The sequence below is a fragment of the Microcystis sp. M31BS1 genome (assembly GCF_020245285.1).
Taxonomy (GTDB): domain Bacteria; phylum Cyanobacteriota; class Cyanobacteriia; order Cyanobacteriales; family Microcystaceae; genus Microcystis; species Microcystis panniformis.
Genome location: NZ_JADBVE010000019.1, coordinates 1 through 12,439, shown reverse-complemented (window position 1 = coordinate 12,439; position 12,439 = coordinate 1). Strand labels below are relative to the sequence as shown.

Below are 12,439 nucleotides of genomic sequence, written 5' to 3'. Positions count from 1 at the left end.
AGGTAGTCGAGATTGAGCGCGGAAGCCCACCAGGAGATCAGACTAGCTACCCGTCTAGAAGCGATACTTTACCTAAAAGGGCAGCCTGTCCCCTTAACCGAGATGGTGAGATTAACCAACAGCGATCGCTTGACGGTGGAAGATGCCATGATCGAGTTAATGTCCGATTATGCACACCGGGATAGTGCCTTGGAAGTGGTGGAAACCCCCCTCGGTTATAGTTTACAATTGCGGTCAGCTTATCAGAATTTGATCGAAGACCTGATCCCGGCCGAATTAGGCACAGGAACCCTCCGTACTTTAGCAGCGATCGCACTAAAAGAACCGATTTTACAAGCGGATTTAATTAATTTACGAGGCAGTACGGCCTATCAACAGGTTCAGGACTTGGTAGAACGAGGATTTGTGAGAAAACGCAAGCAAAATGAAGGTAGATCGTACTGGTTAGAATTAACCGATAAATTTCATCAATATTTCGAGGTTGACAATCTTAGAGAACAGGGTATTCTGGAAGCTACCGATCGGGAATAAGGAGAGAGAGAGTATATTAAGGGTGAATGTTTGATCACTGAGCTAAACTTGAAGAAGATGGGGGGGACTTCAGGCAATCAAGAAGAGCGATTTGTTAACCTAAATCTAATAACCACTACAGCGTGGGAGTTCTGATGACTTTTAATCCTGATTTTTTTCCCTGGGAAACCGAAGAACAAAATGATAACTGTCTGATGCAGTATCTCCAGCAGCAGCATCCTGAAACCCTTGAGAGAATAGCCCAATCCGTCAGTAGCGAAATTAAGGATATTATCTCGCAAAACGTCAGGGGATTGGTGGGAATGCTGCCCTCAGAGGATTTTGCGGTACAAATTACCACCGACCGCGAGAATTTGGCTAATCTTCTCGCTTCAGCGATGATGACGGGTTATTTCCTCGGTCAAGTGGAGAAGCGCCATCATTTAGAATCAATTTTGTTAGCTACAGAATCAATTAAATTAGGCAAAAAACCAAAAATAGATTAATCTTCACCCCAAAAAGATAGAGACACTTTCATCGGTGTCTCTATCGGTTTTTAGCCCCCTTTGGCAAAACTCACCATCACTAAAATCGAGAGCAGGATACCGGGGACAAGTAAACCCGCTAATAATCCAAATTCAGTCAGCGTCATAGGAAAATATGCCCAAAATTCCATCACTTCCCACTCTAACCCCCTCTTCCGGCCACCTCAACAAAGCTTAAGGAAAATTTAAAGCCTTTTACCAGTTTTTCTCCTATCAGTTGTCCGACTAGACAAACCAAAAAGAGTCTTTTTGATGTTGCCAAGCGGTTTATAAGTAGCTGGTTATAATTAAATTAAAAATGGATTTTAGGTTCGATCCCCCCTGCCCCCCCTTGATAAGGTAGGGTTGATTCATGAATCAACCCTACGCTTGATAAGGGGGGTGTCTGATAATTTTTAACGCCTACCTACTTAATTCTTTTTTCAGCGCTTCGTATAAAGCTGAATAATCTTGTTCTGCTAATCCCATTTCTAAAGCTTTTTCCAGAAGGCTCTGTACTCCTGTTAGGGGAAAAGTGGTTAAATCTAACTTCTCCGATTCCTCTAAAAAGAGATTGACATCTTTGAGTAAATGTTTAGTGGGAAAATTAGGGTTAGCATAATTTTCTTCTAACATTCTGGTTAATTTTTTGTCAAAAGTAGGCGCATATAAGGCACTTTGACGCAGGATAGTCATGAACTTTTCTAGATCTACTCCTTGCTGGGATAAAAAAGCTAAACTCAAAGCAAAAGCACTGGTTAGAGAGGCAATTAATTGATTTAAAGCTAATTTTAACGCCGATGCGGTTCCCACTTCCCCGATTAACATCGGTTCTTGACCAAAATGTGCTAATAAATTTGACCATTGATGAAACTGTTTTTCTGTTGCTCCCACCATAACTAAGAGAGTCCCATTTTTAGCTTCGGGAATACTTCCTAACACGGGTGCTTCTAGATATTCTCCCCCTTTAGCCACAATTTGATCTCGCAGTTGTTTACTTTCAGAAGGAGCAATAGTTCCCATCTGGATAATAGTCCGATTATTAAAGTTAGATTGCTCGTAATTTAATCCTAAAACCTCTTGGATAGCGGCGGCATTAGTTAACATTAAAATCAGACAATCTGCCTCTTGAATGACTTGCTCGGAACAGCTAACTGTTTTGGCTCCTAACTGCTGTAAAGGTGTCAATTTTTCCAAGGTGCGATTATAGGCAATAACAGGAATTTTCTGATTTAATAATCTTTCTACCATTGGCGTTCCCATTAATCCCGTTCCCAAAATTCCAACTTTCATAACTTAATTTTACCTGATTTAGTGATTAGTTTTTACTGGTTTTTATGGCTGTCCAATGACGTTCGGAAGACTGATAAATTTTAACATTTTTTAATCCCGATTGCTGGATTAAATCTTCGATTTCTGCTAGGGTAAAAGCGGCCTGGAGAGAATCCTTAAATAGTTGCGCTTGTCGGGGAGAAAAATTAGGATCGATTTCCCTCACCATCCCCTGGATTATTTCCTCGGAATCGGGACGGAATAAATCTCTTAAAAAAATGCCACCATTGGGTTTTAAAACTCGCTTAATTTCCCTTAAAAAAGGCAGAGGATTTTCGAGATGGTGGATTAAACTATTAGAAATAACTAAATCAAATTGCTCGGATTGGTAGGGAAGATTTTTTCCATCAACTTTTTCTAATTTGATCTGTTCTTGACAGTTAGCACTCAGGATATTTTTTTGACCAATTTCTAACATAGAATCGGCCAGATCAATAGCGATAATTTGCCATTGGGGACGCAGTTGACAGAGCATAATCGGAATGCGTGCAGTACCGGTTCCCACATCTAATACCCTAGCATTAATACCGGCCAATTGTACGGCTTCTTTAGCAAAATTAGTATTAACTTCGGTGAAGTCCATGGCATCATATTCGATCGCTTCTTCCCGATCATCCATTACTTCCGGTTCTAAAATTCTTTCCATAGAAAAGCTATCCTTAAGGATTACAATATTCACAATACATCGGATCGGCAGTTTTTTGACCGTTGGGAAAGAGTTTTTCCTCTCGATAATCACACCTTTGACAACCGTATAGTTCCAGTTTAATTAAAGAGGTGGGAAAGTGACATAAACCACAGGGTAAACCCGATGTTCTTTCGATAATATCAAACCCCGGACAACCACAATTAGGACATAATTGATTAAGTTTCTGCACCAGATTTGCTGTCGCAGCTGCAATTGCTTTCATCCGCGTGGGATTGTGCATAGCACGCATATCGGTTTCTAGGTGTACCTTGCCGTTTTTGTCAAGAATATCTTCAACAATTTTAACGAAATTTTTCTCGTCAGTAATTCCCTTAAAAATCTGCTCGGAGTCGAGAGAATTTTTATCAAACATCACCACTAAACCATGACTAGGAAAGCCGATTTTTTCGGCAAATTCTAAAGCAGCTGCTAGATTAGTTACAGTTTGGTGAGCGTGATTAGTTTCCGTGACTATTGCTTGACCAATTATTTCTAGATTATGGACTCGATCGAGCAATAAAATCAATTCACGATTACAGGAAACTAGCGGCAAGTGGGGATAGGGATAAAAACTACCCTCACTAGCAATTCCGATATCGTATCCCGAAAGCTCGATCGCTTGTTGTGCCTTCCTGCGAGCGGTTTCAATTTGTGTCCCGATGCGCTTAATATCCCGGGTAAAAGTGCCAAAGCGATCGGTATTAAAATTATCGGGTACAATCACCTTAAGGCCTATTTCTTGCGCTAAAATCGGTGCAATCACCCGCTCTTTTCCGTGCATAGTCCCTAAAATTGCTATCCGATCTTGAAACATCTTTGTCAAGTAAAAAGGAGACAGGAGACAAATTCACCTGATAACTGATGGTGGGTTACGGCGAATACTAAATAGGTGGTAAAATATCTAAGTTATTGTCGCCTAACCCACCCTACGCTAACTTGAAACATCTTTGTCAAGTAAAAAGGAGACAGGAGACAAATTCACCTGATAACTGATGGTGGGTTACGGCGAATACTAAATAGGTGGTAAAATATCTAAGTTATTGTCGCCTAACCCACCCTACACTAAGTTGCTGGGGTTTTTTCCTGAGCTTGTTTTAATCTTTCTGCTGCTGTTTCCATGACTTCTGCAAAGTTTTCGAGAATTTCGCCGGGGTGCGCTTCGAGGATTTTTGTGGATAGGGAAATGCGATTTTTATATTCGTCAATTTCCGCGACTACCACTTTAATTGCTTGACCAACTTTAAAGAAAGTCATGGGAGAATTAAAAGAGGCTCCTGTCACCTGTTTAGCATGGAGTAATCCCGTCACTCCACCGCAATCGACAAAGACACCGTAGGGTTGTAATTTAACCACGGTGCCACTTAATAATTTACCCACAGCTAATTGACTGATAGCGTTAGCGCGAGCAATTTCTCGCTGAGATAAAACTAATTTATTATTTTCTTGATCGATTTGAATAAAAGTTGCGGTTAAAAGTTGTCCGATCAGGGAATCTAAATCATTTTTTTCGATTAAATGGGAGCGAGGGATAAATCCTTTTAATCCCTCCACCTCTCCCGTCACTCCCCCCTTATTCACCCCCGTGACGCGCAGCTGCACCGACTTGCCACTTTCAGAGATTTCCCTGACATTTTCCCAAGCTTTTTGTAGTAATAATTGCCGCAGAGACAGGGTAACTTGTCCTTCCGCGTCCTGTCCACGGGTAATCAGAAAATCGAATTCTGCACCTATGGGTAAAGCTTCAGCAATAGAAATAACATTTTCCAGGGAAATTTCCCTTAAAGGAATAAAAGCGGAGGATTTGCCGCCAATATCGATGAATGCTCCATCGGAGGTGTGTTGATCGACTCTCCCGCGCACGATCTGCCCTTTTTCAAATTGATAATCGTATTGATCAAGAGCTTTGGCAAAATCGTCCATGGAAAAGGCTGGGTTCGGTGTCATGATAAATAGAATGGTTACAAGTATAATTTCGATCTGCTTCCAGTGTAAGCTGAAGCTTGAGGGGTCAGACCATTAAGATTTAAGAAGGCTAAATAACTCTAGCACATGATCCCAGGCAGATTTGGCCGCATTAGCATTATAACTAGCCCTTTGGTCGCAGAAAAAGCCATGGTCGGCATTTTCATAGCGGAAAACTCGATGAGGAATTTGATAACGGATTAATGCGTTTTCTATCTCATCCACTTGCTTTTGAGGAATACTCGCATCTAACATCCCGAAAAATGCGTAGATTGTCCCTTTGATTTGGGGAGTCACCTTCACTGTCGCTTGACCACCCCCAGGGGTTCCCGTGGTGATTCCCGCACCGTAAAAAGAGGCACTAACTTTGATATCCTCTAGAGTGGAGACAAGATAAACCACATGACCACCAAAACAAAAACCGATCGTGCCGACACCGGTTTTTTTCACCTGTGGCAAACTATAAAGATAATCGATGGTGGCTTGGATATCGCTGATTAATTCGGCTGCTTTGGTTTGTTCTTTGTACTGACGACCGATTTCAATATCTTCCATACTGTACCCCGTTTCAAAACCAGGAGCGAATCGCTGATAAATGGCAGGAGCGATCGCTATATAGCCTTCTTGGGCAATTCTGCGGGTGACATCGCGAATATGGTCGTTTACGCCGAATATTTCCTGAATTACGATAATTGCTGGATAAATTCCCACCCGATCCGGAATGGCTAAATAGGCATCTATGTCAATATCTTTGTTAGGAATCGTAACAGTTTGCGTATTAATAGTCATAATTTTCTCGATGAAAAGGGTTTTAGGGTGTTAGGGTTGTAGGGTTGTAGGGTTGTAGGGTCTTAGGGTTGTAGGGTTTTAGTTGAAATTCCCCAATTCCCCATCTCCCCATCTCCCCATTTCTCCACTTCCCCATTCCCCCATTCCTCAAATTAAAACAAACTTTTCCAAGGCCGCAGCCACCCCATTTAAGTTTACACTGGGGGCAACCCAATCGGCTTGATCCTTAACGGCTTGGGGAGCATTACCCATGGCGACACCAACACCCGCATAGGTGAGCATAGAAACATCATTAAAATTATCACCGATCGCCATAACGTTTTGCGGTTGTAATCCTAGGATATCTTCGGCCAAAAATTGGGTGGCGCTTCCCTTGGTAGCCTCAACGTGGGTAACTTCAAAAAAAGTCGGACTCGATTGGGTAAAGTATAAATCTTGATTTTGATAGCGTTGCTGTAAATGATGCCAAATCTCGGCGATAAATTGCTTATCTTCCCCCATGGCCAGGATTTTAGTGGTTTTGTGGGCAACTTTGCGTAAATCTCCCACTGCTTCGGCAATAATACCCGATCGCTGCCGATAGAATTCCGTTTCCGCATTTAATTGCCGCACATAAAGCACATCGTCCATATAAAAATTAAGGGAGATTTTCTCCTTCCATTGGGGTTGTTCGAGATAATCTAAAAGATCGATCGCCAAGTCGGGGGAAATAGGGGTATGTCGATGGTGAACTTGGGAAACAGGATCTTGAATCCAAGCGCCATTGTAAGCAATTAAAGGTAAAGTCGATTTAAGGCGTTTATGAAAGCGTAAAGCCGAGCGGTACATCCTACCAGTGCCGATAGCGACGGGAATTCCCTTTTTTTGGACGGCCGAGACAGCTTGCACCACAGCCGGATTAACCTGATTGTTATCCCCGGCGATCGTTCCATCCACATCAACAACGATTAAGCGAATATCCACAGTCTTGTCCCATTCAACGGTAACAGTTATTGACACTCTCGCCGTCAAGCTACGCTGTGACTGGAGATTCTTGCTTCTACTCCTCTTAACTAGACACAATCGGAAGACTATGCCCCCGTCAGACCGAATCCACAAGCGTTTTAGTTTAACGTCTACCGACTGCCCGGCGGCGGACGGATCTGAATTTTATTTGTGGGCTGTTTTGACCTTAGCCGTTAAGCTTCTATCCTGCTTGACCCGTCACCATTACATTTTCAAGGGCGATATTTGTTCCGAGGTACAAAGGAGCGGGAGGTTTCCGTGATCCCTTACGCGCTTTACCGCTTTCTGTATTCTAGCGAAATCCCTCGAAAATTGTCAAAGTATTGAAAGCTAGGATGGAAGGCATGGGATTAAATGCAACAGTCCGAACATTTGGATACACGAATAAAACAATATTAAATTGGGAAAAGAAATTATCAGCCTGACAAGAAACGTTAGTATTTAACTCTAGATAAAATGTCACCATAATTACCTCAAAAACTGCCCTAGTTAATTATTTTTAGCTAGTTGACTAACAAGCCATGCTCTTAAATTCTTTTCTGCCTTCACTTCATCCTCTTTAGCAGTGGCTAAAAATTCATAGAGTTTAGTTTTGGGAACTAGGGGAAAAGTCGGACTAAATTCTCCTTCCTGATAAACCCCCTTTTCTAACCGATAAATGCGCCAGATTTGTCCATTAAAACGCCATAATTCCGGCACTCCCAAACGGGCATAAAGTGCTAATTTATTAATATCCGTGTGGGTGATATCCACTTCCACCACTAAATCTGGGGGCGGATCTTCAGTTAAATTAATCCTTTTTCCCAGCACTTTAGCTTGATTTTGAATATAGTAGGCATTATCGGGTTCTGCTCCTCGTTCTAAATCTTCCCTAGCTAGAGTTGTGGAACCCATACTTTTAATTTTTAAACCCAATTCGGACACCAAAAAATAGATAAAACGTCCGATTAATTCCCGATAAAACTCGTGTTCTTCTAGGGGCATAGTAATCTCTAAAGTGCCACGATCATAAAATAAATGGGCGCGATTATTTTCCCCTAGCGCCTGTAAAATTTGCTGATAGGATAACCAATTGAGATGATAAAAAGTAACCCGTCTTTCTGCCCAGATTTCGCTAGTATTTAACTCGAGAGGAACTGTCACCATAATTACCTCAACTGCCCTAGTTAATTATTTTTAGCTAGTTGACTAACAAGCCATGCTCTTAAATTCTTTTCTGCCCTCACTTCATCCTCTTTAGCAGTGGCTAAAAATTCATAGAGTTTAGTTTTCGGAACTAGGGGAAAAGTCGGACTAAATTCTCCTTCCTGATAACCCCCCTTTTCTAACCGATAAATGCGCCATATTTGTCCATTAAAACGCCATAATTCCGGCACTCCCAAACGGGCATAAAGTGCTAATTTATTAATATCCGTGTGGGTGATATCCACTTCCACCACTAAATCTGGGGGCGGATCTTCAGTTAAATTAATCCTTTTCCCCAGCACTTTAGCTTGATTTTGAATATAGTAGGCATTATCGGGTTCTGCTCCTCGTTCTAAATCTTCCCTAGCTAGAGTTGTGGAACCCATACTTTTAATTTTTAAACCCAATTCTACCACCAAAATCCGAATAAACAATCCGATTAATTCTCGATAAAACTCGTGTTCTTCTAGGGGCATAGTAATTTCTAAAGTGCCACGATCATAAAATAAATGGGCGCGATTATTTTCTCCTAGTGCCTGTAAAATTTGCTGATAGGATAACCAACTGAGATGATTAAAAACTACCCGTTTCTCACCCCTAATTTGCTCAGTATTTAACTCCAGAGGAACTGTCACCATAACTGCCCCGAAAAGCGAAATTTATGCCCAAAAAAGGGGGTTGACTCACCCCCTGATCATCTTATCAAACCAGTGCCGGAACCTGGGGCCAACGCCCGATCGCCTTACCAATGACCGCTAACTCCCGAGTTAATCGATCGAATCGGTCGGGGGTCAAGGATTGCGGCCCATCAGATAGGGCCTTTGCCGGGTTAGGATGTACCTCGATCATCAAGGAATCGGCCCCGGCTGCTAGGGAAGCCATGGCCATGGTCGGGACATATTCCCATTTACCCGTACCGTGGCTAGGATCGATCATGATCGGCAGGTGAGTTAAAGTTCTTAAAACGGGAATACAGGATAAATCTAGGGTATTGCGAGTATATTTACTGTCAAAGGTGCGGATACCGCGTTCGCAGAGAATAACATTGCTATTTCCTGCGGCGAGGATATATTCTGCCGCCATCAACCAATCTTCAATAGTGGCCGCCATGCCGCGCTTGAGTAGGACTGGTTTCGGTTGCGCTCCAACTTTTTTCAAGAGGGAAAAATTCTGCATATTGCGGGCTCCCACTTGCACCACGTCGGCTATTTCGACAATCTTAGGGAGATCCGCCGCGTCCATTACTTCCGTGATAATACCCAAACCACTGGCATCTCTAGCCGCCGCTAGTAATTCCAAAGCGCTTTCCCCGTGACCTTGGAAAGCATAGGGAGAAGTGCGGGGTTTGTAGGCACCCCCCCGGAGGAATTGCGCTCCGGCTGCCGCCACTCGTTTGGCAGTTTCCACGATCATGGCCTCATTTTCCACCGAACAGGGGCCGGCGACAATGCTAACGGGATGATTTCTGCCGATGGGGATAACACCGTTAGGAGTAGGGACTAAAACCTCGCTGTATTCCCCGTGACGGTATTCTAAACAGGCGCGTTTGAAGGGTTGTTCGACTCGCAGGACGGTTTCGATCCAAGGGCTTAATTCTTGGATTTGTAGGGGGTCTAATTCCCTGGTTTCTCCGACTAAACCGATGACAACTTTATGCTTACCGACGATTTTCTCGGGACTTAATCCCCATGCCTCGAATTCGGCACCGACGCGCTCGATTTCAATTTCCGGGGAACCAACTTTCATGACAACAATCATGGCATTAACCTTTTATTGTTTCCTTTAATCTCTATTGTTGACGATTTCTAGAGGTTATCTATTTTTCTTCCACTTCTTTTTTGCCGGACCGCCAGGCGGCGATCGTTCTGCCAAAATTAGCTTGAAATTCTTGCCATCCTAGCCAATCCCCCACCCGATCCTCATCCCAAGAAGCGGAGAAGATGCCATAACTCAGACCGATGAAACCTAGACCAAACAGGCTTAAACTGACGAGCATGGCGACGTAGGAAGGGATTTCGAGAAGATCGTGGCTAATAATCCAGTAGAAGCCAAAAAAGGAAGCTATCCCCAGTGCCGTCGGCAGGCCACAAAATACCGCCATCCGTTTGGCCATCCGTTGACTGACCACTTGCGGAATCGCCTTTAAGCTGGTTTCCTCGGAGCGATTTTTTAGGGGCGGTGGCACGGGACTAGGGGCAATTTTCGGGGTTTTTCGCTTATTTTGGCGCGGCTCAAAGGGGAGACGTTCTTTTTTCTCCGTCGATTTCGATTCAGAGGCCATGGTAGGGATGCAAAGGGGGTATGCTTAACGGCGAATTCCGAGACGACCAATCAGGGTTTGATAACGTTGTTGATCTTTCTTCTGGATATAGGTTAACAGTCCCCGACGACGACCGATCATCTGGAGTAATCCCCGACGGGAAGCATGGTCTTTCGGGTTAGCTTTCAGGTGTTCGGTCAGTTGGTTGATTCTCTCGGTTAAGAAAGCTACCTGTAACTCCGATGATCCTGTATCGGTTTCGTGGGCCTGATATTGGCTGATTAGTTCTTGTTTTTTGGTCTGGGTTAAGGCCATAGGACTCGTGATCTCTGCTTAAATACTGCAATCTATTATAGTATCACGTTTCTGGTCGATCCGTAAACATTGTTCGGGAGGCAGGGTGATAGGGTGATAGGGTGATAGGGTTTTGGGGTGATAGGGTGATGAGACAACTTCCCCACTTCCCCACTTCCCCACTTCCCCACTTCCCCACTTCCCCACTTCCCCACTTCCCCACTTCCCCACTTCCCCACTTCCCCACACCCCATTGCCGCAAATCATGGCAAAATCTTAGACATAGCGTCTAACTTACCCTGAAGATTCCATGCTGTTAAAATCCACGACCCGTCATATTCGCATTTATACGGCTGAAGTAAAAAATAATCAATTAATCGAGAGTAACCATGTCTTGACTCTTGATGTGGATCCCGATAATGAATTTAATTGGGAAGAAGTGGCTCTCAATAAGGTTTATAGTAAGTTTGATGAATTGGTAGAGTCCTACAATGGGGAAGAACTGAGCGAATATAATCTCCGTCGCATCGGTTCAGATCTAGAACATTTTATCCGTTCTCTCCTGCAAAAAGGCGAAATTAGCTATAATCTCAATGCCAGAGTCCAGAACTATAGTATGGGTTTACCAAAATTAGGGTGAACAATTCCGCGTCAGTCCCCACCCGCACACCTAGAAGGGTGGGGAAGTTGCATCGCGGCTCTTCTGGTTTCTGTGTGGAAACGAGGTCTATACTGATAGAATATCCGCAAAATAGCCCTAAAAGTCTTGCCCGATAAGCATTTCACGATTCCATAAGCAAAAATTATCACACAAAGTCGAGAAGAGCCATTATACCAAATACAAAATGAATTACACAAGATTGGAGCAGCAAAGCAAGGAATCACAAATAGCTGAATTAGAGCTATTTATAAAAAGTGTAATGGATTCAAGAGAACTGAAACGAGCGCTCTTAGTAAAGATGTAGATGTCTCTCGAAGGTAAAACCTGTGAAGAAATCAGCAGAATACTCTGTGTCAAGCAATCTTTTATATATTACGGTCGAAATATATTTAAAATAAATAGAAGGAATTAGAATAGGATATAAAGGCTCGATCGGATATTTAACAGATGACCAGATAAATGAAGTGATCGGGTGGTTAAAAGCAAAGATTTATTGGAACATGGATGAATTAATCGATTATATCAGCCAACCTTATGCTGTTATTTACAAATCAAAACAAAGCTCTTATCATTTGTTTTTGCTGGCGAGTATAAGTGGTCAAAAATCTCAAAAAAGTCAGCCAAAATTTGAGCAAGAGTTAGTCGAAAATAAGAAGAAATAAATTCAGAAACTATTAGCTGAAAACAACGATGCAATATCCAGACTTCTTCTCCACTGAGTAACCAGACTTTATAGAGTTTGTCAGCGAAACGTTTTTTTGTCTTAAAGTCCAGAAAACGGGTTTCTCAAAGAAAACGGGTTTCTCAAAGAAAACGGGTTTCTCAATAGTTTCTTGAAGAAACCCGTTTTCTAGGTGACTTAATGCTTCTTTCCAGGGTTCATCATAATTGGCGGTTGTTGGGTTCATTTGAGTTGTCCGCTTACTCTTAGGTGTAAAGCGCGATAGCGTAACGCACCGATTTAATAATAGAGTTGGTGCGTTACGGCGGCTTGTTAATTTTGGTTTTTTGACGGAATTGATAGCCGCCTAACGCACCCTACGCCTTAGAAGGAGAGCTTAGACGCTTAGATAAAGAAATTACCCACTGGAATGTTCCCTAAAGCTGGTAAAGTACCAGTAAATCCGGTGATATTTATTAATAAATCATTGCTGGATTGGAAGCCAGCCGTGCTATCATTAATAACGAGATAAGTTCCAGCTATTGCACCGGTTGTTACCTGCACTAAG

Annotated in this window: 17 protein-coding genes; 4 read left to right on the top strand and 13 right to left on the bottom strand. The window is 42.8% G+C overall.

The window, feature by feature from the left end:
* Positions 1-12 precede the first annotated feature (12 nt).
* Together scpB and IM509_RS00795 are read left to right on the top strand one after the other, a co-directional pair.
* The gene (gene scpB, locus IM509_RS00800; RefSeq protein ID WP_081417800.1) at positions 13-531 is read left to right on the top strand and encodes an SMC-Scp complex subunit ScpB; all 519 of its coding nucleotides are present in this window, start codon (positions 13-15) and stop codon (positions 529-531) included.
* Between the two features lie 134 nt (positions 532-665).
* Positions 666-1,016 (top strand): DUF760 domain-containing protein, encoded by a 351-nt coding sequence (locus IM509_RS00795; protein ID WP_002735620.1) that lies wholly within the window; start codon positions 666-668, stop codon positions 1,014-1,016.
* Between the two features lie 441 nt (positions 1,017-1,457).
* On the opposite strand, the gene IM509_RS00790 is transcribed toward IM509_RS00795, so the two are convergent.
* The 11 genes from IM509_RS00790 to rpsO all read right to left on the bottom strand — a co-directional run bounded on the left by IM509_RS00790 (position 1,458) and on the right by rpsO (position 10,570).
* Positions 1,458-2,327: an NAD(P)-dependent oxidoreductase gene (locus IM509_RS00790; protein WP_185237486.1), complete on the bottom strand. Its 870-nt coding sequence runs from the start codon at positions 2,325-2,327 to the stop codon at positions 1,458-1,460.
* A gap of 25 nt (positions 2,328-2,352) precedes the next feature.
* Positions 2,353-3,012 (bottom strand): class I SAM-dependent methyltransferase, encoded by a 660-nt coding sequence (locus tag IM509_RS00785; RefSeq protein WP_002763008.1) that lies wholly within the window; start codon positions 3,010-3,012, stop codon positions 2,353-2,355.
* 13 nt (positions 3,013-3,025) lie between these two features.
* Positions 3,026-3,868, bottom strand: a complete 843-nt coding sequence (locus IM509_RS00780) for a DUF6671 family protein (RefSeq protein ID WP_052275760.1) — start codon at positions 3,866-3,868, stop codon at positions 3,026-3,028.
* A 248-nt stretch (positions 3,869-4,116) separates the two neighbouring features.
* Positions 4,117-4,974: a S1 RNA-binding domain-containing protein gene (locus IM509_RS00775; protein ID WP_052278385.1), complete on the bottom strand. Its 858-nt coding sequence runs from the start codon at positions 4,972-4,974 to the stop codon at positions 4,117-4,119.
* 96 nt (positions 4,975-5,070) lie between these two features.
* Positions 5,071-5,805, bottom strand: a complete 735-nt coding sequence (locus IM509_RS00770; protein ID WP_052275761.1) for a dienelactone hydrolase family protein — start codon at positions 5,803-5,805, stop codon at positions 5,071-5,073.
* Between the two features lie 147 nt (positions 5,806-5,952).
* Positions 5,953-6,768 (bottom strand): Cof-type HAD-IIB family hydrolase, encoded by an 816-nt coding sequence (locus IM509_RS00765; RefSeq protein ID WP_052275762.1) that lies wholly within the window; start codon positions 6,766-6,768, stop codon positions 5,953-5,955.
* A gap of 531 nt (positions 6,769-7,299) precedes the next feature.
* A complete protein-coding gene (locus IM509_RS00760; RefSeq protein ID WP_185237006.1) occupies positions 7,300-7,956 on the bottom strand; it encodes a Uma2 family endonuclease in 657 nt (218 codons plus the stop codon).
* A gap of 20 nt (positions 7,957-7,976) precedes the next feature.
* The gene (locus IM509_RS00755) at positions 7,977-8,633 is read right to left on the bottom strand and encodes a Uma2 family endonuclease (RefSeq protein WP_052275764.1); all 657 of its coding nucleotides are present in this window, start codon (positions 8,631-8,633) and stop codon (positions 7,977-7,979) included.
* A gap of 64 nt (positions 8,634-8,697) precedes the next feature.
* Complete coding sequence (gene aroF, locus IM509_RS00750; RefSeq protein WP_002768581.1) at positions 8,698-9,753, bottom strand: 3-deoxy-7-phosphoheptulonate synthase; 1,056 nt, start codon at positions 9,751-9,753, stop codon at positions 8,698-8,700.
* Between the two features lie 58 nt (positions 9,754-9,811).
* Positions 9,812-10,276: a PAM68 family protein gene (locus IM509_RS00745; RefSeq protein ID WP_002763019.1), complete on the bottom strand. Its 465-nt coding sequence runs from the start codon at positions 10,274-10,276 to the stop codon at positions 9,812-9,814.
* 24 nt (positions 10,277-10,300) lie between these two features.
* Positions 10,301-10,570, bottom strand: coding sequence for a 30S ribosomal protein S15 (rpsO, locus tag IM509_RS00740; protein WP_002738807.1), 270 nt, complete (start codon positions 10,568-10,570; stop codon positions 10,301-10,303).
* Positions 10,571-10,859: 289 nt separating this feature from the next.
* Here rpsO and IM509_RS00735 point away from each other — a divergent pair, with 289 nt between their 5' ends.
* Together IM509_RS00735 and IM509_RS00730 are read left to right on the top strand one after the other, a co-directional pair.
* Positions 10,860-11,189 (top strand): NAD(P)H-quinone oxidoreductase subunit M, encoded by a 330-nt coding sequence (locus IM509_RS00735; RefSeq protein WP_002768583.1) that lies wholly within the window; start codon positions 10,860-10,862, stop codon positions 11,187-11,189.
* Positions 11,190-11,710: 521 nt separating this feature from the next.
* Positions 11,711-11,872 (top strand): hypothetical protein, encoded by a 162-nt coding sequence (locus IM509_RS00730; protein ID WP_155119788.1) that lies wholly within the window; start codon positions 11,711-11,713, stop codon positions 11,870-11,872.
* Between the two features lie 12 nt (positions 11,873-11,884).
* Here IM509_RS00730 and IM509_RS00725 read toward each other — a convergent pair whose 3' ends face one another.
* Together IM509_RS00725 and IM509_RS00720 are read right to left on the bottom strand one after the other, a co-directional pair.
* On the bottom strand, positions 11,885-12,118 hold the full coding sequence (locus IM509_RS00725) for a hypothetical protein (RefSeq protein ID WP_002763025.1): 234 nt from the start codon (positions 12,116-12,118) through the stop codon (positions 11,885-11,887).
* Between the two features lie 158 nt (positions 12,119-12,276).
* Positions 12,277-12,439, bottom strand: a 163-nt coding sequence (locus IM509_RS00720) for a bluetail domain-containing putative surface protein (protein WP_420372442.1), incomplete at its 5' end; no start/stop codon positions are given.